Annotated in this window: 20 protein-coding genes and 1 tRNA gene; 4 read left to right on the top strand and 17 right to left on the bottom strand. The window is 68.8% G+C overall.

The genetic code is table 11. The features are described 5' to 3' along the window. Nucleotides 1–94: 94 nt before the first annotated feature. The 4 genes from ACWGO0_RS19895 to ACWGO0_RS19880 form a co-directional block, all read right to left on the bottom strand. A complete protein-coding gene (locus ACWGO0_RS19895) occupies nt 95–1,876 on the bottom strand; it encodes a DEAD/DEAH box helicase (RefSeq protein WP_453536290.1) in 1,782 nt (593 codons plus the stop codon). A 164-nt stretch (nt 1,877–2,040) separates the two neighbouring features. Continuing rightward, a complete protein-coding gene (locus tag ACWGO0_RS19890; protein ID WP_453536287.1) occupies nt 2,041–2,409 on the bottom strand; it encodes a type II toxin-antitoxin system death-on-curing family toxin in 369 nt (122 codons plus the stop codon). Then, a complete protein-coding gene (locus ACWGO0_RS19885; protein ID WP_453536284.1) occupies nt 2,409–2,606 on the bottom strand; it encodes an Arc family DNA-binding protein in 198 nt (65 codons plus the stop codon). Before ACWGO0_RS19885 ends, ACWGO0_RS19890 begins: the two co-directional genes overlap by 1 nt. Before the next feature lie 32 nt (nt 2,607–2,638). Then, nucleotides 2,639–4,111, bottom strand: a complete 1,473-nt coding sequence (locus ACWGO0_RS19880; RefSeq protein WP_453536281.1) for an MFS transporter — start codon at nt 4,109–4,111, stop codon at nt 2,639–2,641. 208 nt (nt 4,112–4,319) lie between these two features. On the opposite strand from ACWGO0_RS19880, the gene ACWGO0_RS19875 reads away from it, so the two are divergent. Beyond that, a tRNA-Cys gene (locus tag ACWGO0_RS19875) sits at nt 4,320–4,391 on the top strand. Between the two features lie 154 nt (nt 4,392–4,545). Here the strand turns inward: ACWGO0_RS19875 and ACWGO0_RS19870 are convergent. The 4 genes from ACWGO0_RS19870 to ACWGO0_RS19855 form a co-directional block, all read right to left on the bottom strand. Continuing rightward, nucleotides 4,546–5,199 (bottom strand): hypothetical protein, encoded by a 654-nt coding sequence (locus tag ACWGO0_RS19870; protein WP_453536278.1) that lies wholly within the window; start codon nt 5,197–5,199, stop codon nt 4,546–4,548. Between the two features lie 274 nt (nt 5,200–5,473). Further along, complete coding sequence (locus tag ACWGO0_RS19865; RefSeq protein ID WP_453536275.1) at nt 5,474–6,151, bottom strand: hypothetical protein; 678 nt, start codon at nt 6,149–6,151, stop codon at nt 5,474–5,476. Between the two features lie 24 nt (nt 6,152–6,175). Beyond that, the gene (locus tag ACWGO0_RS19860) at nt 6,176–8,518 is read right to left on the bottom strand and encodes a hypothetical protein (RefSeq protein WP_453536273.1); all 2,343 of its coding nucleotides are present in this window, start codon (nt 8,516–8,518) and stop codon (nt 6,176–6,178) included. Nucleotides 8,519–8,536: 18 nt separating this feature from the next. Continuing rightward, complete coding sequence (locus tag ACWGO0_RS19855) at nt 8,537–8,971, bottom strand: hypothetical protein (protein WP_453536270.1); 435 nt, start codon at nt 8,969–8,971, stop codon at nt 8,537–8,539. Nucleotides 8,972–9,145: 174 nt separating this feature from the next. Here ACWGO0_RS19855 and ACWGO0_RS19850 point away from each other — a divergent pair, with 174 nt between their 5' ends. Then, nucleotides 9,146–9,706: a GNAT family N-acetyltransferase gene (locus ACWGO0_RS19850; RefSeq protein WP_453536267.1), complete on the top strand. Its 561-nt coding sequence runs from the start codon at nt 9,146–9,148 to the stop codon at nt 9,704–9,706. Between the two features lie 82 nt (nt 9,707–9,788). Here the strand turns inward: ACWGO0_RS19850 and ACWGO0_RS19845 are convergent, their stop codons facing one another. The 9 genes from ACWGO0_RS19845 to ACWGO0_RS19805 form a co-directional block, all read right to left on the bottom strand. Next, nucleotides 9,789–10,316: a DUF1269 domain-containing protein gene (locus tag ACWGO0_RS19845; RefSeq protein ID WP_453536264.1), complete on the bottom strand. Its 528-nt coding sequence runs from the start codon at nt 10,314–10,316 to the stop codon at nt 9,789–9,791. Between the two features lie 88 nt (nt 10,317–10,404). Then, nucleotides 10,405–11,772 (bottom strand): type VII secretion-associated serine protease mycosin, encoded by a 1,368-nt coding sequence (gene mycP / locus ACWGO0_RS19840; RefSeq protein WP_453536261.1) that lies wholly within the window; start codon nt 11,770–11,772, stop codon nt 10,405–10,407. A gap of 135 nt (nt 11,773–11,907) precedes the next feature. Continuing rightward, on the bottom strand, nt 11,908–13,266 hold the full coding sequence (mycP, locus tag ACWGO0_RS19835) for a type VII secretion-associated serine protease mycosin (protein ID WP_453536258.1): 1,359 nt from the start codon (nt 13,264–13,266) through the stop codon (nt 11,908–11,910). A 20-nt stretch (nt 13,267–13,286) separates the two neighbouring features. Further along, a complete protein-coding gene (locus tag ACWGO0_RS19830; RefSeq protein WP_453536255.1) occupies nt 13,287–14,729 on the bottom strand; it encodes a hypothetical protein in 1,443 nt (480 codons plus the stop codon). A gap of 57 nt (nt 14,730–14,786) precedes the next feature. After that, nucleotides 14,787–15,302 (bottom strand): hypothetical protein, encoded by a 516-nt coding sequence (locus ACWGO0_RS19825; protein ID WP_453536252.1) that lies wholly within the window; start codon nt 15,300–15,302, stop codon nt 14,787–14,789. Between the two features lie 117 nt (nt 15,303–15,419). After that, nucleotides 15,420–17,771, bottom strand: a complete 2,352-nt coding sequence (locus ACWGO0_RS19820; protein WP_453536249.1) for a xanthine dehydrogenase family protein molybdopterin-binding subunit — start codon at nt 17,769–17,771, stop codon at nt 15,420–15,422. Nucleotides 17,772–17,862: 91 nt separating this feature from the next. Next, complete coding sequence (locus ACWGO0_RS19815) at nt 17,863–19,338, bottom strand: 2Fe-2S iron-sulfur cluster-binding protein (protein ID WP_453536246.1); 1,476 nt, start codon at nt 19,336–19,338, stop codon at nt 17,863–17,865. After that, the gene (locus ACWGO0_RS19810; RefSeq protein WP_453536243.1) at nt 19,335–20,231 is read right to left on the bottom strand and encodes an FAD binding domain-containing protein; all 897 of its coding nucleotides are present in this window, start codon (nt 20,229–20,231) and stop codon (nt 19,335–19,337) included. The genes ACWGO0_RS19815 and ACWGO0_RS19810 overlap by 4 nt, the downstream gene beginning before the upstream one ends. A gap of 330 nt (nt 20,232–20,561) precedes the next feature. Continuing rightward, the gene (locus ACWGO0_RS19805) at nt 20,562–22,187 is read right to left on the bottom strand and encodes a beta-N-acetylhexosaminidase (RefSeq protein ID WP_453536241.1); all 1,626 of its coding nucleotides are present in this window, start codon (nt 22,185–22,187) and stop codon (nt 20,562–20,564) included. A 142-nt stretch (nt 22,188–22,329) separates the two neighbouring features. On the opposite strand from ACWGO0_RS19805, the gene ACWGO0_RS19800 reads away from it, so the two are divergent. Both ACWGO0_RS19800 and ACWGO0_RS19795 read left to right on the top strand, forming a co-directional pair. Continuing rightward, nucleotides 22,330–22,824 carry a DUF5959 family protein gene (locus tag ACWGO0_RS19800; RefSeq protein WP_453536238.1) on the top strand — a complete coding sequence of 165 codons (495 nt, stop codon included), beginning with the start codon at nt 22,330–22,332 and terminating at the stop codon, nt 22,822–22,824. Nucleotides 22,825–22,941: 117 nt separating this feature from the next. Next, a complete protein-coding gene (locus ACWGO0_RS19795; protein WP_453536235.1) occupies nt 22,942–24,228 on the top strand; it encodes an RNA-guided endonuclease InsQ/TnpB family protein in 1,287 nt (428 codons plus the stop codon). Nucleotides 24,229–24,254 lie beyond the last annotated feature (26 nt).

Below are 24,254 nucleotides of genomic sequence, written 5' to 3'. Positions count from 1 at the left end.
ATAAATTCCCTCCCCCCCGCGCCGGGGGGGGGCCCGCCGCCCCCCCCCCCCCCCGGGCCGGTGGCGATGCTGGCCGGTGGCGATGCCGAACCGCCTACGTCATCCGGGTGGCCCACTCCTGGACCTTCTTGATCCGGTCCTGGATCTGTCCGGCCGTCGCCTCGGCGCTGGGCGGACCGCCGCACACCCGCCGCAGCTCGGTGTGGATCACCCCATGCGGCTTGCCGCTCTGGTGCGTGTACGCCGACACCATGGTGTTGAGCGACTTCCGCAGCCCGAGCAGCTGCTTGTGGGTGACGACCGGGCGCGCCTCGGCCGGCTTCTCCAGCAGGTCGGCCTCCGCGGCCGGCTTCTGGCGGCTGTGCGCGATCTGCCGGGTCTGCCGCTTCTGGAGCAGGAGCTGCACCTGGTCGGGTTCGAGGAGTCCCGGAATCCCGAGGTAGTCCTGCTCCTCCTCGCTGCCCGGGTGCGCCTGCATGCCGAACTCGGCACCGTCGTACAGCACCCGGTCGAAGACCGCGTCGGACTCCAGCGCCTCGAAGGGCAGCTGCTCCTCGGTCTCCTCGTCCTCCAGCTTCTCCGCGTCGGAGAGGAGCTTGTCCTCCTCGGCGAACGGGTTCTCCTCGTCGCTGCCCTTCTTGGGCTTGTCGAGGACGTGGTCCCGCTCGACCTCCATCTCGTTGGCGAAGTCGAGGAGCATCGGAATGGTCGGTACGAAGACGGAGGCGGTCTCGCCGCGGCGCCGCGAGCGCACGAAGCGCCCGACGGCCTGCGCGAAGAAGAGGGGCGTCGAGATGGTGGTGGCGTACACCCCGACCGCGAGGCGCGGCACGTCGACGCCCTCCGACACCATCCGGACCGCGACCATCCAGCGCGAGCCGTCCTCGGTGAACTGGTCGATCTTCTTCGAGGCGGCCTTCTCGTCGGAGAGGACGACGGTCGCCTTCTGCCCGGTGACCTTCTTCAGGATCTTGGCGTACTCGCGCGCCGACTCCTGGTCGGTCGCGATGACGAGCCCACCGGCGTCGGGGATGCCCTTGCGCACCTCGGTCAGCCGCTTGTCGGCGGCGGAGAGCACATTCGGGATCCAGTCCCCGGTGGGCGAGAGCGCGGTGCGCCAGGCCTGCCCGATGGCGTCCCTGGTCATCGGCTCGCCGAGCCGCGCGGCGATCTCGTCGCCCGCCTTCGTACGCCAGCGCATGTTGCCGCTGTAGCTGAGGAAGATGACGGGGCGGACGACCCCGTCGGCGAGGGCGTTGCCGTAGCCGTAGGTGTAGTCGGCCGAGGAACGCCGGATTCCGTCGTTCCCCTCCTCGTACGCCACGAAGGGGATCGGATTGGTGTCGGACCGGAAGGGCGTCCCGGTCAGCGCCAGCCGCCGGGTCGCCGGGTCGAACGCCTCCTGGCACGCCTCGCCCCAGGACTTCGAGTCACCGGCGTGGTGGATCTCGTCGAGGATCACGAGGGTCTTGCGCTGCTCGCATCGGTTGCGGTGCAGCATCGGCCGGACACCGACGCCCGCGTACGTCACGGCGACCCCGTGGTACTCCTTGCTCACGGGGCCGGCGCTGTACTCGGGGTCGAGCTTGATCCCTATCCGGGCCGCGGCCTCGGCCCACTGCTTCTTGAGGTGCTCGGTCGGCGCGACGACGGTGATCTGCTGGACGACATGGTGGTGCAGCAGCCACGAGGCGAGGGTCAGGGCGAAGGTGGTCTTGCCTGCGCCGGGCGTCGCGACCGCGAGGAAGTCGCGAGGCTGCTCCTGGATGTACCTCTCCATGGCGCCCTGCTGCCAGGCTCGCAGCTTGCCGGCCGTACCCCAGGGGGCGCGGCCGGGAAAGGCGGGTGAGAGGTGGTGGGAGGCGGTAGTAGTCACGGTCTCCGGTTCGGGTCTCTCGGGTACGTGGGGCGCTGTCCGCGGGTCTCGCACGACCTCGTACGAGATACGACAACCGGGCCACCTTACCGGTGGCCCGGCCGGAACCCCGTACGAACAAGCCGTGGTTCGGGGTCTCTGAGACCCGCTTCACAGCGGTGTGTCTATGCGGCGAACCCGGGCAGCTGCTCCGCGATCTTGGGCATGTCCAGCAGTCCCTGGCAGACGTCCAGCACGAACCGTTCGGCCTCGTCCACGTCGAAGGACGCGTTCAGCGGATGGCCGTTCATGTGCAGGAAAACCCAGGTCGCGTACCAGGCGATGCGCTTGTTGCCGTCGACGAGGGCGTGGTTCCGCGCCAGTGATTCCATCAGGGCTGCGGCCTTCTGCCACACATCCGGATAGGCATCCTGGCCGAACACACTCGCTTGCGGGCGTGCCAGTGCGGAGTCGAGGAGCCCGTAGTCACGCACCTCGTCCGCACCGAGCCGCTTCGCCAGGTTGAGCAGCTCGGGCAGAGTCAGGTACTTCATCAGGCGAGCCTCCTGTTGAGCTCCTCGCTCGCCCTCAGTACATGGTCTGCCGCCTCATTGAAGAGGCGTGAGTGTTCGTTTATGGCGGTGATCACGGCATCGTGGGCGAAGGACTGCATGCTCCGCCCTTCGGCCTCGGCACGCGCGCGCAGGGCGTCCAGCTCTTCTTCGGTGAACCGCAGATTCAGACCAGCCATGCATGAACGGTACCGTGCGGTACCAGCCGGTGCTACGCGTTTGTCCGCACCCGCGCCGCCACCCAAGCCCCCACCAACGCCACCCCCGCCATAGGCAGGAACACCGCCACGAACGCCCCGGGATGCGAGGCCGCGCTCGCGCCTCCCGCCCCGTGCGCCGCCGCACCCAGCGCTCCCCCGCCGAGCGCCGCGAACGCCGCTCCGCCGCCGGCCAGCAGCAGGACGTTCGACAGTCCGTCCGAGATCTGGAGGGCCGCCGAGTTGCCCCCCGCCTCCTCCGGAGCCGACAGCTTCAGCAGCAGCACGCTCGTAGAAGCGATCACCATCCCCATCCCGAAGCACCCGAAGGTCCAGGCGACGGCCACGATCCAGACCGGCACCGACGCGATCAGCACAGTCGGTGCGACCGCGATCGACACCGCGACCAGCACCATGCCTCCCACCATGAGCCGCTCCCGGTGCTCCTCCATGCGCGGGCGCGCCTGCACGTACGAGCCGAGTGCCCACGTCGCACCGCCGACCGCGAGCGAGAGACCGGCCATCGTCGGGGTCAGCCCGCGCTGGGTCACGAGCATCAGCGGTACGAAGGACTCGGCGGCGATGAACGACCCGGCGGAGATCCCCCGCAGCAGGATCACCGCAGGCAGCCCACGCGCCGCCCGTACGGTGCCGGCCGGCAGCAGCCCACGTATGGCAGGCACCAGCAGCGCGACGCCGACCGCGGCCGGGATCAACGCGTACCAGTTCAGCTCCTGCCCCGCGTACTGGAGCAGCCCCGCACCCACCGAGATACCGAGGGCGAGCCGGATGCGCCGCCGGTCGAAGGGTTCGGCGCCCTTCATCCCGTCCGCGGGCCCCGACGCCATGCGCCGGATCGCGGGCAGCGCGAGGGCCAGCGGGAAGACGATGAGCACGGGGATCCCGACGAAGACCCACCGCCAGCCGAGGTGCTCGGTCACGGTCCCGGAGGCCAGCGGGCCGACGACTGAGGGAATCACCCAGCTCGCCGCGAAGGCCGCCAGGATCGCCGGCCGGATCTTCTCGGGGTAGGCCCGGCCGATCATCACGTACAGCGCCACGATCACCAGCCCGCCACCGAGCCCCTGGACGGCCCGCCCGGCGATGAACATCCACATGCTCCCCGCGGTCCCGGAGAGCAGGAGCCCGACCGCGAAGGAACTGATCCCGGCGGCGAGCGGCCCCAGCGGCCCGCGCCGGTCGGCCCACTGCCCCGAGAGCACCATGGCGAAGAGGCTGGTGGTGAAGTACGAGGAGAAGGCGAACGCGTACAACGGGATGCCGTGCAGCTCGCGCGCCGCGACGGGCATCGCGGTACCGACGGCGGTGGCCTCGAACGCGATGAGGAGCACGACGGAGACGATGCCGATGCTGAGCGCCCGGTGGGTCCGCCCGAGTACGCCTTCGTTTTTCTCTTCGCTCTCGGCGACGACGGGGGTTTCGATGCGGGGCGAGACGTCGGCGTCGCGCGGTTCGAGAGCGGTCATGAGCCAAGAGTAAGGGTCACCAACCCATTTGAACCCTGTCGATGGTCGGCTCCGAACTCGTCCCTTGGTCGTAGGTCCACGGCCCCCGTCACGCCCCGCTCATGAACGGCGTATGGCAGTCATGTGGCACGCCCGCCGGACCCCTTGAAGGCCCCGCACCCCGGCCCTAACGTCGTCAGGGCAAGCGCAGGACAAGGAGAAAACACCCGACCGTGTGCCCGAGAGGCTCAGGGGCTCGACTGCAACTCGAGTTACACCGGTTCGAATCCGGTCACGGTCTCCGTATGACACCGCCCGCCCCTCACTTCGAGGGGCGGGCGGTGTCATTGCAGGACCCTTACGCCACTACGCCGGTTCCGGCGGCCTCCCTGCGGCCTGCCCGTCCGCTCGACGTAGATCCAGATCTGGCCTGCTGAAGCATTCGCGCTCCCACGTCACGTGGCCGCAGGCAGTACGGAGGGAATGACGGGAGGCGTCGCGCACCCCATCTCTTCCGTCACCGACTGAGCGAACGCCCTCAGCAACTCCCACCGGAGTTCCGCTCCGAGGCTCTCACCCGACACCTCGAACTGGAGCGGCAGATCGGACGACTGCGACGCAGTCGCTCCGGGTACCGCGCATGCCGCGAGCAACTGCATTCGGGCCGGGCCAGGTTGCGGTGCCACATACACCGATTCGTTCACCTGACGCCACGTCCGACTGTTCTTCGGACTGTCCAGCAACCCGAGCGAGAGAACGGACCACTTCACCGATGCATCTACGGTGCCGATGATTTGGCCTCCCTCGAACGCATCCATGCGGCAACCCGTATAGGAGTTGTGCAGCAGATCCGACTTCTGCCACCGTTGCGCCTCCCGTACGAGATCGTCCGCCAGCACATCCGCCTGAGGTGTTCCGCTCACCTCGACATCGCTTCCGCCCGTCGTCTTGACAGCCGCGTCCACGTTCCCGGCGCCGAGCAACGACTTGCACCGCCCCAGTTCCGGGGATTCTGCGCGTTCCTCGCCCCCGGAACATCCCGAAAGAAGACCGCCGATAACCAGAACCGCGATGACGGTCAGCCGGTTCGAGTTGCACAGCATCATCATTTGACCCTCCCCTGATCGCCGGCCGCTGGTGCGCAGTTCATACGCCTCATACCGCTGGCACCCAGGTTGTCCTGATTGACCGCAAGGTCGGCGGAGGGCGGTCCGGCGGGGACGCCATTCATCCGCATATCGACACGTTGCGTCGATTCCGCACGAAGCGTCGCCCACTCGGAGTCGAACGTCATGCATTCCCCCGCACTCGCGTATCGGATTCCATCGGAGCGATTACCTCCGCCCCCATCGAAGAAGTCCGGGGGCAACCCCTTTTTTCACCTCACGTGCGGGGTTGCAGCACGGGCTTCTCGGGCAGACCCGCATTGTTCTCGCAGTCGAGTTCCTTCACCACGGCGAGCGCGGCGGCGTGGAGGATTTCGAGATTCGCTTCACGCGATTCACGACTGTCCGGCGCATCGCTTTCACCACGTCCGAAGCTTCCGAAGATCCGCAGCGGATTCCCACTCGACCCTTTCAGTTGCGGACTCACGCACTCAAGGTAGATAGACGCACCTTGGCGCCTCACCTCGGACCTCTTCCCCATGGTGTAGAGCTCCGAGCCGTCCGCCATACGCGGGTCCGTCACGTCCTGCCGTGCGTACATGGAGAACGTGAGCCCTCCAGCGTCCCCCACTCGAGCCCCCTTCGGGCGCAATTTGCACAGTTTCGCCCCGCCGGCCCAATTGCGTCCCGACGCGTGACCCTCTTTCAGTGCCTCGACGACGTTGTCGAGATCCTTGGTCCCCGACCTAAAGAACACCGTGTCCCCGGTTACGGACTCGACCTTCTTCGCCAGCGGACCGGCGAACAGCCCGTCACAGACCTCGGCGGCACCGACGAACGGGTCCTCCTCCACTTTCTCGTCCGAACCGCATGCCACACCCCCGGCGCCCATGGCCAGCACCAGCCCGGCAGCGACAAGCACACGGTTTACCCGCACCGATCCCATGATCTTCATCCGTCTTGCCTCGTTCTTCCTGCGTCAGCCGGTTTCCGGTGCCCTGCCCTGCTGGTTCTCGCGGTCGTTTCCGGTCGAGTAGCCGGACCTCATCGACTCCTTCATGTCCTGACGGAACTCGGTGTCCTCCTCGGTCGTGTGCCGCGCGAGGAATTCCTCCATCGGGGCCTCGGCCATGGACTCGCCGGAACGATAGATCCTGTTCCATTCCTGCTCGGTGAGCTCTTCGGCCTTTTCCTTGCTCTTGTCCACCGAGTTGTCCGAGATATCTCCGACGACCTGGCCGATGACCTGCTCCGCAGCACCACTGGCCGTGTCTGTGACCAAGGGAATGAGCACGGCCGCGGTGCCCACCGCGGCCGTCGCCGGCAGAAAGGCGACACCGGCCGCGACGCCCGCCACCGCACCGAATTCCACCCAGCCCGCACGCTTGGCCACGGCCTTCTCGTAGTCCTCATGGGTCTTCATGTTCTCTGCCTGGACCTGGTCGGCACGCGACTGGTCGAGCATGCCCTGCACCTCGGCACCCACGTGCACGGTCGCCCGGGCAGAGCCCGTGTCGACCTTCCCGTCGGGGCCCACCTGAGCTTCGAGCACGCTCCGGGTGTAGACCTGCTCCGCCGTGGAGAGGGTGGCGTAGGCGTCCGGATGCTGGCCGAGGGCGCTGAGGAAACCACGCGCGACGCTCCGGCCTTCTTCGTCGTCCTCGAAATCGATGTGTCCGTCCGGATTCTTGCCGGGGGCGAAGACGCTGTCCTGGTTTCCCTTGTCCAGCGCCCAGTTGATGTCGTCGATGTATCCGGCGCCCATGGTGCCGAGGCTGTCCGCCATCCCTTCCTGCTCCTTGAGCAGCCCCGCGTCCGCGCCGTACTTCTCCATGACCTGCTGCATGACCGCCGCGTTGTCGGCGTCCCGCACCACGCCCGCGTCCGGGTGACCGGCCGGATAGCCGAGGGTCGCCGATTCCAGGGCGTGGCCCAGTGCGTCCGGCATGTACTGAAGGGTCGGCGCCAGCTTGTCCGGGTCGGTGGAGTTGCTGTCCGGGAACGACTCCCACTTCTCGTTGCCGAAGAAGTCGAGGTAGTTCTCGATCTTGTTCCCGTCCTTGTCCTTCCCGAGGTCCGCCGTGGCTCCCGCGTTGACCGTCCCGTCCTCGTTGTAAGCGGTCGGGTCGTCGGCGAAGAAGTGCTTTGCGGCATCCGGGCTGTTGCCGAGCGCCTCCAGCACGGCCGTGGTCGGGTCGTAACCGGCGCCGTTCTTCCCCGACGGGTTGAACGGGTGCTCGAGGAAGCCGTTGATCTGCTTGTTGTTGGCGAACATGTACGGGTCTTTCTGGTGCAGCTGTGCCACATGCTCGGCGATCGGGTTGAGGAACTTCGCGTCGTAGTTCCCGTTCCGCATGATGCCGCCGAGCAACTGATACCCGTACGCGCCACCGGAGTTGTCGTACTTGGAGAGCGGGATCTGCTCGGTGCCGAGCTTGCGCAGCTCCGGCCCCCACTCGGCGGAGAACGCCTTGTCGTGCGAGGCGGTGGCCAGGTTCAGACCGAGGTTCCGCTGCAGCTCCTGGACGTCCTTGAGACGTTCCTTGTCGACCTTGGCGTAGTCGTGCGTGTCGGTGGCGAGCTGGCCGAAGAACGCGAGGGACTTCTCCGGGCCCAGCTTCTCGTAGAAGTTCTTCGAGAACTCGGGAGCCTTGCTGTTGTCGTGGAGCAGCTCGTTGAGCGCCTGGAGCTCGGTGTGCGTGATGTCGCGGCCCTTGGCAGCCAGGGCGGCAGCGCGGGCTGCCTCCTCCTGGTCCAGGTTCTGGTACTTCGGGGCACTGAAGTCCTGCCCCTCGGTGACGTTGGCTTCCAGGGCGTTCTTGAAAGCGACATCCGTGTCGTTGCAGTTGTCGACGATCAGGTCGATCTTCTTCTGCCACGCTTCGAGGGACTCCCGCTGCTTGCGCAGGAGTTCGCTGTAGTCGGGGTCGTGCCGCGCCGTGTTGTCCTTCTCCAGCGGATGGCGGGCCGTGACCTTGCCCTTGGCGTCGACGTGGATGCCCGCCGCGGGGCCGTCGACGTCCCGGACGGCCACCAGGTCGTCCTTGGCCTTCTTGAAGGCGGTGTGGGCGTCCTCCAGGATGAGCTTGACGCCCTTGGCCTCGGCCGCCGCGTCCTTGAACTCCTTCGCGGTCTTGCCGATGAACCCCTTGGTGACGCCGGCGTTGGCGCCCTCCCACTCGGCCTTGTCCGCCTTGGCCTTCATCCCGTTGGTGGCGTCCTCGGCCAGCCGGTCCAGCTTGGTGACCATCTCCGACCAGTCGTCCGCGGCCGTCTTCAGCTTGGCGACCGGTGCGTCGACGATGTCCTCGTACTTCAACATGACCTGTTCCCCCGCGGATTACTTCAGATACTCGTTGAGCTTGGACACCGAGATCAGGTCGCCGCCGATTTGGACGTCGTCCTTCGCATGGGCGGATTTCGTGTAATTGAGATGGTTCGAAATCTGCGAGCACGCGTCGAGGAGGGTCTTGAGGTGCGTGTTCCACCGGTCGTGGACCTTCAACAGTCCCGAGCCGCTCTCGAAGTTCCCGTTGGTGAGTGCGATAGCCGCTTCGAAGGTCGAGGGCCTGGCGTGATCGCCGTCCTTAGAGACTCTGGTGCGCAGCTCATACGCCTCGTGCCCGATGGCGCCCAGGTTGTCCTGATTGACCGCAAGGTCTGCAGAGGACGGTCCGCCGGAACCGCCGGGCTCCGGCGGGACGCCATTCAGCCGCATATCGACCCGTTGCGTCGATTCCGCACGAAGCGTCGCCCACTCTGCGTCGAACGTCATGCATTCCCCCGTACTCGCGTATCGGATTCCATCGGAGCCGTTGCCTCCGCCCTCGATGACGCACACGCTAACGGCCCAGTTTCATCGTCTTCACGCCGGGAGGCGGACTCCGGGGACCACACGGACCGCGTGCGAGGATCCGAGGACCGAGCACGGTCGATGAGGAGGACGGGAATGTTCGCGATACCCCTGGGTGACGGGGCAGAGCTGGGGCCACTGGAGCCGTGGCAGGCCGAGGAGTTCCTGGCCCACATGGACCGTGGCCGCGCGTACATCGGCCGGCACGTGGGACTCCCCGATACCGTGCACGACCTCGACTCCGCACGGAACTGGCTCCAGAAGCACGCCGACAGGACCGCCGCCGACACCGGCCGCATCTACGGCATCCGGCTCGACGGACTCCTCGTCGGCGGCATCCTCCTGCCCGCCTTCGACGTCGCGAGGGGCACCTGCGAGGCGGGCTGCTGGCTGGAACCGGACGCCGCCGGGCGTGGTCTGGTCACCCGCGCACTTCGCGTGATCATCGACTGGGCCGTGCGGGAGCGCGGAATGCACCGCGTGGAGTGGCTGGTCACCCCAGAGAACACACCGAGCATCAATGTGGCGAAGCGGCTCGGGATGACCCTCGAAGGCGTACAGCGGCAGAACGACCTCTACCGGGGCGTACGGCAGGACACCGAGATGTGGTCGGTGCTGGAAGCCGAGTGGCGCGCAGCGCACCCCCGCAAGGCATAGAGCGCGGCCATAGGGATGGCGGTCGGCCCCTGCGCTTCCGCTGCAGGGACCGACCGCCATTACCTACCGCACGCGCGGACGATCAGGAGGCGACGGGAACCTGTTGGGCTCCCTCCCCCTTGAGAACGTCCTTCACCATCTCCCGCAGGTGCTCCTCGTCCGTCTTGCTGAGCGAGGTCTGGATCAGCTGACCGCCGAACTTCGCGAGCTCGGGCACGACCTTGTCGCGGGCCGCCGACCGGACGAGCACGAAGACGGCCGCCCCACCGGGCTTGAGGTTGGCGCTGAGCTCCCGCATGAAGTCGTCGTCGACCCCGGTGTCCGTGACGGCCCCACCGGCCGCACCGGCCGCCGCGCCCACGGCTGCGCCGAGGAACGGCACGAAGAACAGCAGGCCGATGACGCTCCCCCACAGCGCACCACCCGCGGCACCGGTGGCGAGGTGGTTGTTGGCCTGGTGCAGCTTGATCCGGCCGTCCTTCTCGCGACGCTCGACGACGACGACATCCTCGAGCTCGACGAGGTGCTCACGGTTCAGGGACAACAGCTTGTCCCGGACCTGGTCGGCGGTGGCGAGGTCGTTGTAGGCGATGGCGAACAGATTGCTCATACGACTGACTCCTCATCGGGGGTGCACGACGGCACCCACTATAGGAATCAATACGAAAAGGGGCATTTCGGAACGGCTGGCGACGGGCTCAGGTGCGCGGACCCTGCGCAGGCGGGCCGCCGTACGGGTACTGCCCTTGCGGCGCTCCCGGGGGCGGACCGTAGGTGGGGTAAGGCGGCTGACCCTGCTGATACGGCGGTACGGCCGAAGGGGCCGCACTACGGCGGCGCGACCGGACGACCGTGACGGCCACCGCGCCACCGATGAGGGCAGCGGCTCCGACACCGAGGCCGATCCAGAGGCCCGTGTTGCCGCCCTCGTCGGAGGCGGCGGTAGCAGCGGCGGCCGAGGTCTCGTCGTCCGCCTCGGAGCCGCCCTTGGCCGGCGACGGCTTGGCGGAGGGCTTGGCGGACTCGGCTGCGGCGAGGTCGGGGAGGGGGTAGACGTCGGCGGGGCCGGGGTCACCGGGATTCGACAAGGCTGCCCCGGGGCGAACCGCGCCGTAGCCGATGTAGTCGTTGCGCTCGGCACCGCTGGTCGGACCTCCGGCCGTGTCCATCAAGACCCGCAGAACCTGGTTGTTGGTCCAGTCCGGGTACTTGGACCAGATCAACGCGGCGGAGGCGGAGGCGATGGCGGTTGCGTCACTGGTACCGGTGGACCTGCACAGGCCTGACTTCTGGTGGCCACATGCATGGACCATGTCCACCCCCGGCGCCGAAAGATCGACCTGGCTTCCGTACTGAGACGCCGGATCTTTCTTGAGGTCCTTACCAATAGAACCTACGCCGACAACACCTGGGGTTCCCGCCGGATATTCGATCGAATTATCTTTATCGCCAGTATTTCCGACAGCAGCAAAGACCAACGATCCCTTTCGAAGGGCGTACTTCACCGCATCACTGAGCCGCTGCGAGCCCTCCTCATTCCCCAAGGAGACATTGATGACCTTGGCACCGTTGTCCGCCGCGTAGCGAATGGCAGTCGTCAGGTCATCGTTGAAGTTCTTGCCGCCCGTTGCCCCGTTGACCTTGCCGGCATCGTCCCTCATACGAATGGGAAGGATCTTCGATCCCGGCGCAAGCCCGAAAGCACCGTCGCCCCCGCCCGACTGTCCCGTACCGGCAATCAGCCCAGCCATTCCCGTTCCGTGACCGTCATAGTCGACGCGTTCATCTCCAGGAGAGCCCTCGGCGAGGTCTTTCCCCTTGAGCACCTGGCCGAGCAAATCAGGGTTCGAAGCATCAACACCTGAGTCGATGACTGCGACGGTGACGTTCTCACCGGTGCTCATCTCCCACATCTCCTCGGCCTGCATGGCATCGAGGTACCACTGGTCGGAACGCACCGAGTCCGCACGCGCGGGTACGGCTCCGATCAGCAGCAGCCCCACAATCACCGAAGCCACGGTTCCCGGGCGAGCGACTACCCGGTTGGTGTTCCTGCTGATCCGCATGCGATTCCTTTACCGATTGCTCAGTCGACGACCGGCGGCACGATGCGCCGACCGTTCTGCTGCGGTCGACCACCCACGATTCCGCCGGTCTCACCGACTTTCCGGCGAAGCTCTCACACGCTGCCGGGGTGCGACTCAGGTAGTGGGCCCCTGGCTGGGAGGGCTGCCATACGTCGAGTCAGGGCCGGGCGCCCTCGTCGGGGGCGCGTAAGCCGGGTACGGGGGTTGGGGGTGCTGGTACAGGTGTGGGGCGGCTGCGCTACGGCGGCGCGACCGGACGACCGTGACGGCCACCGCGCCACCGATGAGAGCTGCCGCTCCGACGCCGAGACCGATCCAGAGCGCCGTGTTGCCGCCCTCGTCGTCGGCGGCGGGGGCAGCGGCTGCCGGAGTCTCGTCGTCCGCCTCGGAGCCGCCCTTGACCGGCGACGGCTCGGCGGAGGGCTTGGCGGACTCGGCTGCGGCAAGGTCGGGGAGCGGGTAGACGTCGGCGGGGCCGGGGTCGCCCGGGGTCTTCAGGGCGATGCGGGGGCGGACGACGCCGTGTCCGACGGCGTCTGTGCGCTCGGCACCGTTGTTCGGGCCGCCTGCCGTGTTCAGCAGGACGCGCAGGACCTGGTTGTTGGTCCAGTCGGGGTGCTGGGACCAGATCAGGGCGGCGGAGGCGGAGGCGATGGCGGAGGCGTCACTGGTGCCGGTGGTCTTGCAAAGACCTGTCTTGCCGCCGCATGCCTGGACCATGTCGACACCCGGTGCGGAGAGATCGACCTGCGGCCCGTACTCCGAGTGCTCGGCTCGCTTGCCATCCTTGCCGAGGGACGCCACACCGACCACGCCCGGAGTTGCGGCCGGATACAGAACCGGATTCCCCTCCGCGGCAGAATTTCCCACACCGGCGAAGATCAGCGAGCCCTTCTGAAGTGCGTACTTCACCGCATCGCTGAGCCGCTGCGAGCCTTTCACATCCGCCAGGGAGATATTGATGACCTCGGCGCCACTGTCCGCCGCATAGCGAATGGCCGTCGTCAGGTCATCATTGAAGTTCTTGTTTCCAGTTGCCCCGTTGACCTTGCCGGCATCGTCCCTCATACGAATGGGAAGGATCTTCGCTCCCGGCGCAAGTCCGAAAGCACCGTCGCCACCGCCCGACTGGCCTGTACCGGCGATCAGCCCGGCCATTCCCGTTCCGTGACCGTTGTAGTCAACGTGTTCGTCGCCAGGAGAATCCAGCGCCAGGTCTTTCCCCTTGAGCACTTGGCCTAGCAGATCCGGGTTGGAGTCATCGACTCCGGAGTCGATGACTGCGACGGTGACGTTCTGCCCGGTACTCGTGTCCCACATCTGCTCGGCCTGCATGCTGTCGAGGTGCCACTGGTCGGAACGCACCGTGTCCGCACGCGCGGGTACGGCTCCGATCAGCAGCAGCCCCACAACGGCCGAGACCACGGTTCCCGGGCGAGCAACTCCCCGGTTGGCGTTCCTGCTGATCCGCATGCGATTCCTTAGCCAGTTACTCAGTCGACGACCGGCGGCACGATGCGCCGACCGTTCTGCTGCCAGGTCTCCTCGTCCTCCGTGAGGTAGTCCGGCCTCTCGCCCCTCGCGTTACGACGCGAGTCTCCCGGGCGCTGGGGAGTGAAGGCTCCCCCACGCCCCACCGCACCCTGTGCCGAGCTTCCGCCCCTGACCAGGCCGCTTCCCCCCGGCGTGAACGGACGGCCGCTGCTGGTCCCCTGCTGCTGCGGACGACCGCCCACGATTCCGCCGGTCTCACCCGCCAGACGACGGCCGCCGACCATGCCGTTCTGGCCACCGGTGGGGCCGCCCATGCCCGGGCCGTGCCCCATGGGCGGACGTACGCCATGGGTCCCCTCGCCACCGATCACGGTGCCACGGGGAAGTCCGACCATCGGCTTGCCCGAGGACTGTGGGACCTGGCGACCCCCGACGATTCCGGTCTGACCCGGCGGTCGGCCGATGGGCCCGGAGCCGGAGGTCGTGGGAGGCATGGGCAGGCGCGAAGTGCCTGTCGGCTTACCTCCGCCGCTCACCGTGGGCGGCAGGCCCGGGCCTCGCGCCACGATGGGCGGGGGCCCTCCGATCACAGGCGGCAAGCCGCCATCGGGCTTTCCTCCGCCCGGCAGGCTCGGCGGAGTCGCCGAAGTAACGGTCGGGGCGTCCGGCAGCGTGGCCACGCTGTCGATCTCCATGTCCACGGGGCGCAGCACTGCACCACCTGGGGAAGACGGCGACTGTGCCATTCCGGGGATCGCCGTCGCGCCGCCTACCGATTCGGGTTCTCTCGTGTACGCCGTCGCGCCGCCCGCGACACCGCCGGTGGTTCCACCCGTCGCTCCGCCTGTACGGGCGTAGTCTCCGCCGCCGTGGATCCCCTTTTCCGGGTCCGGCACGAACGCCTTCGGCGGCGGCGGGAACTTCGGCACCTCCATGCCCGTGATGCGGTCGTTCGAGAGCTCGTACGCCTCCGCGAGCTTCTTCATCGCCTGGGCCGCTTCCTGGCGGTTCGCTTCCTTCTCGGCGAGCAGCGTCTCCGCCGACGTCCGTGCCACCGCAGAAGCATCCGGGTCGTTCCGCGCCGCAAGCGCCGCGTCCAGGTTCGCCTGTGCGCCGGCGTGAGTGCGGGGAATCGTCACCTGGGCCAGGGCGATCGCGTCGGACGCCTCGGCCAGCCGCTTCGACGCACCCTCGCTGTACTCCGCCAGGCGCAACGTCGCGTTGGCCAGATCCGCGGTCCAGGTGCGGAACGCGTTCGCGCCCTCGCCCTTCCACTCCACCATCTGCGGACGGATCTTCAAGTCCTCGGCGATCTTCTTAATCTCCGTGGACGCACTCAACAAGCGGTCCGCCGCGCCCTGCACAGACCCGCTGTTGGCCTGGTCGAGCCACCTGAGCATCCGCTCGTGCGGCATGTCCTCGAACGATGTCCTCTTAGGCATCCCGTTCCCCCGTCCCTACCTCTGCCCGTACCCGTACCGCACCAGCGACCGTCGCCATCAGTAGTTCACCGCGCTCTCTTCCGGCGTCGGCTTCGGGTCGGGCTTCGGAGCCGTGCCGGCTCCGGCCGGCGGCTCCGGCACGTACTCGCCGCCGTAGTGCTCCTTCGTGCTGCCGCTGATCGCGCGCATGCGCTCGCGGATGTCCTCGTCGAGGTTCTCGTAACCCTTGTGGGACGCGAGGACCGCGATGCCCATGCCCTCCATCGAGTCCGAGAGCATCTTCGAGAGGGTTTCCAGCTCCGTGATGACCGCCTTGTACGACTCGTGCAGCCCGTACGCCTCGGCCCATTCCGGGGCGCCGAACTCGGTGGGCGCGACGCGGTCCTCGCCGACCTTCCTCGCGTCGGCCGGTGAGGCCTTGAGGTCCGCGATGAGCTCGTCTATGCGGTCGCGGAACTTCGTGAACGACTGGAGCTCCGTGACCAGGTCGCCCACGGTGTCCTGTACCGCATCGATGATGCCGCCGAACGGCCATCCAAGAGCCGGTCCCGCCCCTGACCCTCCGTCGCTCACCACAGTGCCTCCCCCGTTTACTACTCACTAAGCTTTGGAGATCACTGTAGTCAGCATCACTGACAGCTCGCACCCCTGGGTTGCACGTGCAACGCGAATCACACCGTCATGTGCCGGTCACGCCTTGGGTGTTGCGACCGCTGCCTGCGGGCGGATCGGGAGGCGGTTGACCGGGCGGCCGGTCGCCGAGCGGACCGCCGAGGCCACGGCCGCGGGGGACGTCACCACCGGGACCGCCGAGGCTGCCTTGGCTCCGAAGGGGGCCACCACGTCGCGTTCCTCGACGAGTTTCACGATGCGAATGTCCGGTGCGTCCAGGGACGTCGGGAGTGCGTACCCCGTGAGGTCGGGGTGGCGGATCAGGCCACGGGCGGTGCGGAGGTTCTCCGTGAGCGCCGCGCCGATGCCCTGGGTGACGCCCGCCTCTATGCGGATGGCCAGCTGGGCGGGGTTCAGGACCCGGCCCACGTCCTGGGCCACCGCCATCTCGACCACGCGGATCGAGCCCAGTTCGATGTCGACGTCCACCACCGCTCGGATCGCGCAGAACGCGAGGCCGACGAACGCGTCGCCCTGGCCCGACTCGTCGAGGGGTTCCGTGGGATGGGGGCGGCACTGGGCGGTGGCCCAGAGTTCCTTGCCGTCCATCGCTTCCGTGACCGTCGTGGACAGCACTCCGTCGTACGAGGTGATCTTGCCGTCGGCGATCTGGAGGAGTTCCGTGGACATGCCGAACTTGTGTGCCAGCGGCTGGAGGAGCTGGGTGCGCACCATCTTGGCCGCCCGCTCCACCGCCCCGCCGGAGACCCAGGTGTGGCGGCCGTGCGTCGCCGGGCCCGCCGGGGGCTGGTCGGTGTCGACCGCGGCCACGTGGACCTCTTCGATGCCCAGGGTCTCCTGCACGATCTGCCGGGCGAGGGTCGAGAAACCCTGGCCGGTTTCGACCGCCGCGCAGATGACCGTGGCGATGCCGTCGTGGACCCGGACCGTGGCCGTCGAGACCTCGTCCGTGCCCTCGGCGCCGAGCATGTGGACCATGCCCAGCGCGTACCCGACCCCGCGCCGTACGGCACCGGGCTCGCCCGCGCCCTCCGGGCCGCCGGGGAGCAGCCAGTCGTCCTCGTTGGTGTCCTTGGGCAGGGCGGGGAGGGGGAAGTCGCGTACCGCTCGCAGGAGTTCCGCCACCGGCGCCGGGCAGGTGACCGTCTGGCTGGTCGGGAGGATGTCGCCGGTGGACAGCACGTTACGGAGGCGGAGCTCGGCCGGGTCGATGCCCAGCTTGGCCGCCAGTTTGTCCATCTGGCCCTCGTAGGCCGCGCAGACCTGCATCGCGCCCTCGCCGCGTACATGGCCGGAAGGCGGGTTGTTCGTACGCACCGCCCAGCCCTCGATGAAGGCGTGCGGGACCACGTACGGACCGCAGGCGAAGGCGACCGCGGCGGCGAGTGATTCGGAGGAGGCGTCGGCGTACGCGCCGGCGTCGAGGAGGATCTGCGCCTCGACCTTGACCAGGCGGCCCTCGGCGTCCGCGTGGTGGCGGTAGCGCAGGAGGGTCGGGTGCCGGTGGGCGTGGCCCAGGAAGGACTCCTCGCGGGTGGCTGCCAGTTTGACCGGGCAGCCGGTGCGCAGGGCGAGCAGGCCGAGCGGGATCTGGAAGCCCGGGTCCTCCCGGTCGCCGGTCGCGCCGGGGACACCCGTCACGACGACCTTCACCCGGTCCGCCTCCAGGCCGAAGCAGGCGGCGGCCAGGTCGCGGTCGGTGTGCGGGTCGGTGGAGGCCGTGTAGATCTCCACCCCGCCGTCGGGGCGCGGCACGGCGAGACCGGCCTCGGCGCCGATCGGGGCGGGGTCCTGGCGGCCGATGCGGTACAGGCCCTCGACGACGACCTCGCCCTCGGCGTCCGGGTCGCCGTAACGCAGCGGGATGTGGCGGATGAGGTTGCCGTCGGGGTGCAGGGGCTCGGCGGCGAACGCCTTCTCCGGGTCGGTGACCGGTTCGAGTACCTCGTACTCGACGGCGATGGCCGCGGCGGCGAGACGCGCCGTGTCCGGGTGGTCCGCGGCTACGGCGGCGATGGGCTCGCCGTGATGGCGTACCAGTTCGGAGGCGAAGACCGGGCGGTCCACGACATGGCGGCCGTAGGCGCCGTCCCCGGGGATGTCCTCGTGCGTGACGACCGCGCGTACTCCCGGCATCTCGGCCGCCGCCGAGGTGTCGATGGACAGGATGCGGGCGTGCGGGTGCGGGGAGCGGAGCACGGCCGCCCACAGCAGGCCCTCGGCCCAGAGGTCGGCCGCGTAGGGGAAGGTTCCCTCGGTCTTCGCTCGGGCGTCGGCGGGCGGGAGCGACGCGCCCAGGCCGAACAGGGGTACCTCCTGGTCCGGGCCGGAGCCGGGACCCGCGGGGTCAGGGAACGTCGTGCGGGTGGCGCCGGCCGCGTTGGTCGCGGTGGCTGCGTCGCTGCTCACGCCGCCTCCTTGTGATTCGCCCCGCTGCGGCAGCAGCTGTGGTCGGCCGGTGGGGTCGCGCTCGGGACTCCTGCGGTCCTGCGTGCGTCGCTCACAGGACGCCTCCCTCATGCGGGTGAGGCTGGACACTACCGGCGCCCGGGGCCGCCTGGTGCGGGATGCGGGCTTCGTCGGCCGGCTCGGAAGCGGCCGCTTCCGCGTTGGCCTCACGGCCCGCGATGACCTCGCCCACCGCGTCGAGCACGCCGCGGTAGCCGGAGCAGCGGCAGAGGTTGCCGCACAGGGCCTGGCGCGTCTCCAGCTCGGAGGGGGCGTGGTTGCCCTCAAGGAGGTCGTGGATGGTCATGGCCATTCCGGGGATGCAGAAGCCGCACTGGACGGCCCCGCACGTGGCCAGGGCGCGCTGGACGTCGGACGGCTCGCCGTCGACCGCGAGGCCCTCGACCGTACGGACTTCGCTGCCCGCCGCCGTGGCCGCGGGGACCAGGCAGGAGGCGACGAGACGCCCGTCGACCTGGACGTTGCAGGCCCCGCACTCGCCCTGCGAGCAGCCGTCCTTGGCACCGGCGAGGCCGAGGCGCTCGCGCAGCACGTAGAGGAGGGACTCACCGATCCAGGCGTCGCTCACGGGGCGGTCGGCGCCGTTCACATGCAGCACGTAGGAGGCGGAGGGGTGCTCGCTCGGGGCGCCCGTGAGGGGGCCTGGTGCGGGTTCGGGGGCAGCTTCCGGGGTGGGTTCGGAGGCGGTTTCGGGAGCGGTTTCGGGGGCCTCGTCGGGGGTGGAGTCGGGCGCGAGGTCCGCGATGTCCGTGGCGTTCGGGGCATCCGGGGCGTCTGCGGCAGGGGCCGACGGAGCATCGGCCTCGTGGGCCTCCGGAAGCTCAGCAGCCTCCTCGGGTGCCTCGTCGACAGCCTGCGGCACCATCTCCGGTTCCGGCACGGGAACCGGCACCGGCTCCTGCGTCGCCCACGGTGCCGGTGCGCCGCCCGGCAGCGTGGCGGGTCTTGCCGAGTCCGCGTACCACTGCGACGCCAGGGCGGAGGCGGCGAACTCGCCGGACTCCTCCGGGAGGTCACCGTCGGCCACCGGGATCGTCCACTGGCCGGTGTGACCGGTGGCCCCGGGGCCGCCGGTCGGCTCGGCGGCTGCGGTGGTCACCTCGGTGAAGTTCCACTGGGCCGTCGTGGAGGACGTGGCCGGGTACTCCACGTGTTCCTGCTGCTGGTTCGGGTCCGGCCAGTGCACCGAGGAGGGCGCGACGGGCTCACCGCCCGTCGCCACGTCCGGGGCCGGGGAGTTCTGCTGACTCTGCGTCTGCACGACCCAGCTGCCCGTCGCCGCCGGGTCCAGACCGGCGGCCGGTGTCAGCGGCAGGATCATCGGCGGTACGTACCCGTGGCCGGGGGCGGCCAGCGGGTCGTTGGCCAGGTCCTCCGGGGGCAGGTGCACGAAGGCCGTCGCCTCGGCGTCGTACTCGCCGCTCTGCGGGGTCGGCTGCCAGCCGCCGTACTGCTGTCCGTACGGGTCGTGCTGCCCCTGCTGGTCGGTGGGGTCCTCGTTGCTCACGACAGTGCCCTCCCGAGCGCGCGTCGGGCCAGCGCGGCGACGGTGCGGCGCAGATGATGTACGGCCGGAGGCAGCGGTGGTGCCTCTCCCCCGTCGGCCGGCGGGGTCTGGTCCGGGATGCAGGCCGCGGCGACGTACTCGCCGAAGGCGGCCAGCGCGTCGGGGGCCAGGCCGCGCTCGCCGTCCCAGTCGATCAGCGAGGCGATCCAGCGCTCGGCCTCCAGGGGCCGCAGCGGCATCGGTGCGACGGCGCCGACCGCGCAGCGCACCCCGCGCCGGGCCGGGTCGAGGACGATCGCGACGGATGCGGTGGCGCGGCCGGGTCCGGTGCGGCCGGTGGCCTTGAGGAAGACCTGCGGGGCGTGCAGCAGCGGTACGCGAACGAAGCCGATCAGCTCGGCGGGCGTCAGCATCTCGCGGCCGGCCAGCAGGTGCGAGACCGGGATCTCGCGGCGGCTTCCGCCGGGACCCGCGACGACCAGCTCGGCCTCCAGGGCCGCCAGCACCGGGAGCGCGTCGCCGGTCGGGGCCGCGGTGGCGATGTTGCCGCCGAGCGTCCCGGCGTTACGGATCTGGGGCGGGCCCGCGGCGCGCGCGGAGGCGGCGAGTGCGGGGATGAGGGCGGCGAAGTCGGGCCGTCCCATGCGTGCGTGGGTGAGTCCGGCGCCGAGCAGCGCGTGACCGTCCTGGTAGTGCCAGCCGCGCAGCTCGCTGATCCGCCCGAGGCCGACGAGCCCCGAGGGGCGCAGGAGCCCCTTGTTGACGGCCGACATCAGGTCCGTGCCACCCGCCACAGGAACGGCGGCGGGCATGGCGCCGAGTGCCGCCACGGCCTCGTCGAGCGAGGCCGGCAACGTCACCGTCTGCATCGTCTGCGGTGCGTGAGTGGTCAACCCAGCTGCCCCTTTCCGGTCTCCCGGCTGTCCCGCCTGTTCCGCCGTACGGTACGTGCTCACAGCCCGGACGTGGCAACTCTGGCACATGTTCCGACCGGCCCGACGGGAGGGTCCACGAAGGGGGTTTCCGCCCCTGACCAGGCGGATGATCCGGTTTCGCACCTCTTCGGCCCAGAGTGTGAATTGCCACTCTTCAGCGCGTCTCGTATGACTTACACCCTTCGTGCGGGACAGGTCTCCGGCCACCACGACGGCCACCGAGACGGCGTCGCGACGGCCACCGAGACCGTCCCTGGTCCCGGTGGCCCGCCCCGACTTCGGTGGTTCCTACACGTTCGGGGGCGCGCCCTCGATCGGCCGTCCCAGGACACCGGGGCGCCGCTGCCAGGGCAACGGGCCGCCCGGCGGGCGGTAGTCGACGCCGAGGGCGTCAAGTCGCGCGTAATGCGTGGTCATCCGGCGTTCGAAGGCGGCGAAGTCCCGTTCGGCGGGCGCCGGGAGCCGCGACCAGGCGACCTCGGCGAAGGCTGCGAGCCGGGGGAAGACCTGGTAGTCGACGCGGGCCCGGTTCTGCATGACCTCGGTCCACACGTTGGCCTGGGCGCCGAGGATGTGACGGGCCGCCGCGTCCGAGAGGCCCGGCGGTACGGGTTCGAAGCGGTAGACGTCCTCCAGCGTGCGTACGTATCCGATGGGCATCGGCTCGTCGGGGCCGCCGTGCTGACGGTGGTCCAGATACACCTGCTGCTCGGGGCACATCACGACGTCGTGGCCTGCCTCGGCGGCGGCGATACCGCCCGCGTAGCCGCGCCACGAGGACACGGCCGCGCCGTCCGCGAGACCGCCCTCCAGGATCTCGTCCCAGCCGATGAGGCGGCGTCCGCGCGCGGTGAGCCAGGTGTCGAAGTGGCGGATGAACCAGGACTGGAGCTCGTCCTCGCCGGCCAGACCGAGTTCGGCGATCCGGGCCTGGGCCGTCGCCGACTCCTTCCACTGATCCTTGGGGCACTCGTCGCCGCCGACGTGGATGAACGGCGAGGTGTCGGCGGGGAAGAGGTCGAGGAGCTCCTCGAAGACGCCCTCGAAGAAGCGCAGGGTGGTGTCGGTGGGGGCGAGGACGTTCGGGTTGATGCCCCAGTTGTCCCAGACGGAGAGGGTGGTCGTGTCGACGACGTCGGTGTTGCCGAGTTCGGGGTACGCGCTGATCGCGGCCTGCGAGTGGCCCGGGATGTCGATCTCCGGGACGACCCGGATATGCCGCGCCGCTGCGTACGCCACGATTTCGCGGATGTCGTCCTGGGTGTAGTAGCCGCCGTGCGGCGTCTCGTCCCACAGCTCGGAGGCCCGGTGGCCGTACTTGGTGCGGTCCCGCCAGGCGCCGACCTCGGTGAGCCGGGGGTACCGCTTGATCTCGACGCGCCAGCCCTGGTCGTCGGTGAGGTGGAAGTGGAAGACGTTCAGCTTGTGGGCGGCGAGGAGGTCCAGGTAGCGCAGGACGTCGTCCTTGGGCAGGAAGTGCCGCGAGACGTCGAGCATGAGGCCGCGCCAGGGGAAGCGGGGGCTGTCCTCGACAGCGCAGCCGGGGACCAGCCACTCCCGGTCCGGGTCGACCGGCGCGCGCCGGTAGGCATCCGGGCCAAGGAGTTGGCGCAGAGTCTGCGCGCCCCAGAAGACTCCCGCCGCACTACCGCCGCGGATCTCGATGCCCTTGTTCCGAACCACACTCAGCCTGTAGGCCTCGGGCTCCATCGCGTCGTCCATGAGCAGCGCGACTGAATTCTTGGCCCTTTCATTTACCGGCGCCAGCGGCAGGCCGAGGGCGGCACCGACGCAACGCAGCCAGCGCTCCGTAGTCTCCGTGCCCGATGCCGCGTACAGCGTGGTGCCCCGGTCCAGCAGGAATCCATCGGGGGACGTGCCTTCGACGGCGACGGGCGCCGGGATCAGGTCCATGGGTTCAGCGTCTCAGATGAGTTTGCGTATCCCCGCGTGGGGCTGGATGTTCGGGCCAGTGCGCGCAGCAGTTCCGACATGCGCCGATACGAGGCGGTGTGCATGATGAGTCGGCACATGGACACGGCCCAAGGGGTATGACATGACCGAGCGCGGTCCGATTGACCTCGTCCACCTTGCCGATGAAGAGAACAGCGTGATCGTTCGGGTGGCGGGGCCAGCAACCGAAGTACGCCCGTGGGACGGCTGCCTTGACGTCGACATCGTGGTGGCCAGCGAGTTCGCGGAGGGCCGCCTCTCAGAGGTTTGCCTGCTGCCCGAGGATCTGGACGACTGGGAAGAGGCGGTTGACCTGCTCACCTTGGGGCAGCCGGTTCTCTGGATGGATGACGGTCGAAACCCGGAGATCCGGATCACGCCGGAGGGGCCGTACATCTCCCGCAGCGAAGCCCTCAACGCGATTGAGGTGGTGGTGAGGACACAACCGTGTCCCTCACCTCGGTTTGTGTATTGGTGCGCCTGCCCGACGGCTGGGTCGATGCCCAGCGTGTGCGACTCGCGCAGGTCCGCGCCGCGTGGCCTTTCGGGCAGGAGTGAGGGCAGTCAAGCTTCTCAGTTGCGGCTGGTGGCCTTGTGAGCGATGAGGCACCAGCTCAGCCTCAAAGTTCGCACGCACGTTCGCCAATGGGTACGGGAGTGTGAATTATGCTCCCAGGCAGGGCAGTTGCCTGCGCTGATGCGTACGGTCTGCAGTGTGAAAGCAGACATGGGGCGCCGGTACCGGTTGTATCCCACCATCGTTCAGGAGCAGGTCCTGACCAGGTGGGGGCATACCGCGCGCGCCCTATGGAATGTCGCCCTCGCGCAGCGCGTCCATGTATACGAGCAGCGCGGCCACACTGTCCGTGCCGTGGAGCAATGCCGGTATCTCACCGAGGCCCGCGCCGATAGCGAGCTGGCCTGGCTGGCCGAGCTCCCCGCGCAGGCCGGCCAGCAGGTGCTGCGACATCTGGACTCGGCGTTCGATAACTTCTTCAACTCCGGACACCTGGCGCAGTTCCCGGCATTCAAGAAACGTGGGGCCCGGCTGTCTGTCCCGCTTCCAGGGCAGGCAGTCGCGGCACGCAAGCTGAACCGGCATTGGGCCGAGGTCCGCTTGCCGAAACTGGGCTGGGTCCGCTTCCGATTCTCCCGCGCTGTGGGCGGTGCGATCCGCAATGCCACGGTCTCCCAGGACGGGACCGGCTGGCACATCGCCTTCGGCGTCGCCACCGGGACCAAGGCGGCCGACCCGAACGGACAACCGGGCTGCGGCGTCGACTTCGGGATCGCTGCCTCCGCCTACGTGTCCACTGAGACTGCGCCGCGTATCAAGCCGCCAGGCCTGACCAAGCACGAGCAGGCCCGGCTGCGTTGCTTGGAACAACGCAAAGCCCGTCAGGTTGCCTACGCCCAGAAGCACAACCAAGGCAAGTACAGCAACCGGCTACGTCACACCATCTCGCAGATCGCGAAGTTGAAGACCCGGGAAGCCAATCGGCGCCGGGACTTCACGCACCAACTCACCACCGATCTCGCCAAGAACCACGGCTTCGTCGGTATCGAGGACCTGCGCGTGATCAACATGACCACCAGCGCCAAAGGCACCGCAGAGCAACCCGGCCGCAGCGTAAGGCAGAAGGCCGGACTCAACCGATCCATCCTCGACAACTGCCCCGGCGAACGCAGGCGGCAGCTGGAATACAAGTGCCGCCTGTACGGCTCCGAGGTACGCCCGGTGCCGCCGTTTCACACCTCGCAGACCTGCGCGGCCTGCGGCCGGGTGGATCCGGAGTCCCGCAAGGGCTGCGGCCGACTGTTCGCGTGCGTGCACTGCGGGCATGAGGACGACGCCGACCACACCGCCTCGGTCGAGATCGAGGCCCGAGCCCGCCGGACGGGTGGCTCGGTCAACAACAGCACGCACAGGCGCCCCTTGGTGCCGAGTCCCGCCCTCCGGCGGAGGCGGAAGCGTGAAACCCAGTCGGCCACTTCCGGGTAGCCAAAGGGAATCTCCCGGCTTCAAAG

The organism is Streptomyces sp. NPDC055749 (assembly GCF_053617235.1).
This window is presented reverse-complemented; position numbering and strand designations above follow the sequence as displayed.

Bases quoted from the DNA above. Each gene is read 5' to 3' on its own strand.
- mycP (WP_453536261.1), bottom strand. From the start codon at position 11,772: ATGCGGATCAGCAGGAACACCAACCGGGTAGTCGCTCGCCCGGGAACC.
- ACWGO0_RS19865 (WP_453536275.1), bottom strand. From the start codon at position 6,151: ATGAAGATCATGGGATCGGTGCGGGTAAACCGTGTGCTTGTCGCTGCC.
- ACWGO0_RS19850 (WP_453536267.1), top strand. From the start codon at position 9,146: ATGTTCGCGATACCCCTGGGTGACGGGGCAGAGCTGGGGCCACTGGAG.
- ACWGO0_RS19885 (WP_453536284.1), bottom strand. From the start codon at position 2,606: ATGGCTGGTCTGAATCTGCGGTTCACCGAAGAAGAGCTGGACGCCCTG.
- ACWGO0_RS19800 (WP_453536238.1), top strand. From the start codon at position 22,330: ATGACCGAGCGCGGTCCGATTGACCTCGTCCACCTTGCCGATGAAGAG.
- ACWGO0_RS19845 (WP_453536264.1), bottom strand. From the start codon at position 10,316: ATGAGCAATCTGTTCGCCATCGCCTACAACGACCTCGCCACCGCCGAC.
- ACWGO0_RS19805 (WP_453536241.1), bottom strand. From the start codon at position 22,187: ATGGACCTGATCCCGGCGCCCGTCGCCGTCGAAGGCACGTCCCCCGAT.
- ACWGO0_RS19855 (WP_453536270.1), bottom strand. From the start codon at position 8,971: ATGACGTTCGACGCAGAGTGGGCGACGCTTCGTGCGGAATCGACGCAA.
- ACWGO0_RS19890 (WP_453536287.1), bottom strand. From the start codon at position 2,409: ATGAAGTACCTGACTCTGCCCGAGCTGCTCAACCTGGCGAAGCGGCTC.
- ACWGO0_RS19870 (WP_453536278.1), bottom strand. From the start codon at position 5,199: ATGATGATGCTGTGCAACTCGAACCGGCTGACCGTCATCGCGGTTCTG.
- ACWGO0_RS19830 (WP_453536255.1), bottom strand. From the start codon at position 14,729: ATGCCTAAGAGGACATCGTTCGAGGACATGCCGCACGAGCGGATGCTC.
- ACWGO0_RS19860 (WP_453536273.1), bottom strand. From the start codon at position 8,518: ATGTTGAAGTACGAGGACATCGTCGACGCACCGGTCGCCAAGCTGAAG.
- mycP (WP_453536258.1), bottom strand. From the start codon at position 13,266: ATGCGGATCAGCAGGAACGCCAACCGGGGAGTTGCTCGCCCGGGAACC.
- ACWGO0_RS19880 (WP_453536281.1), bottom strand. From the start codon at position 4,111: ATGACCGCTCTCGAACCGCGCGACGCCGACGTCTCGCCCCGCATCGAA.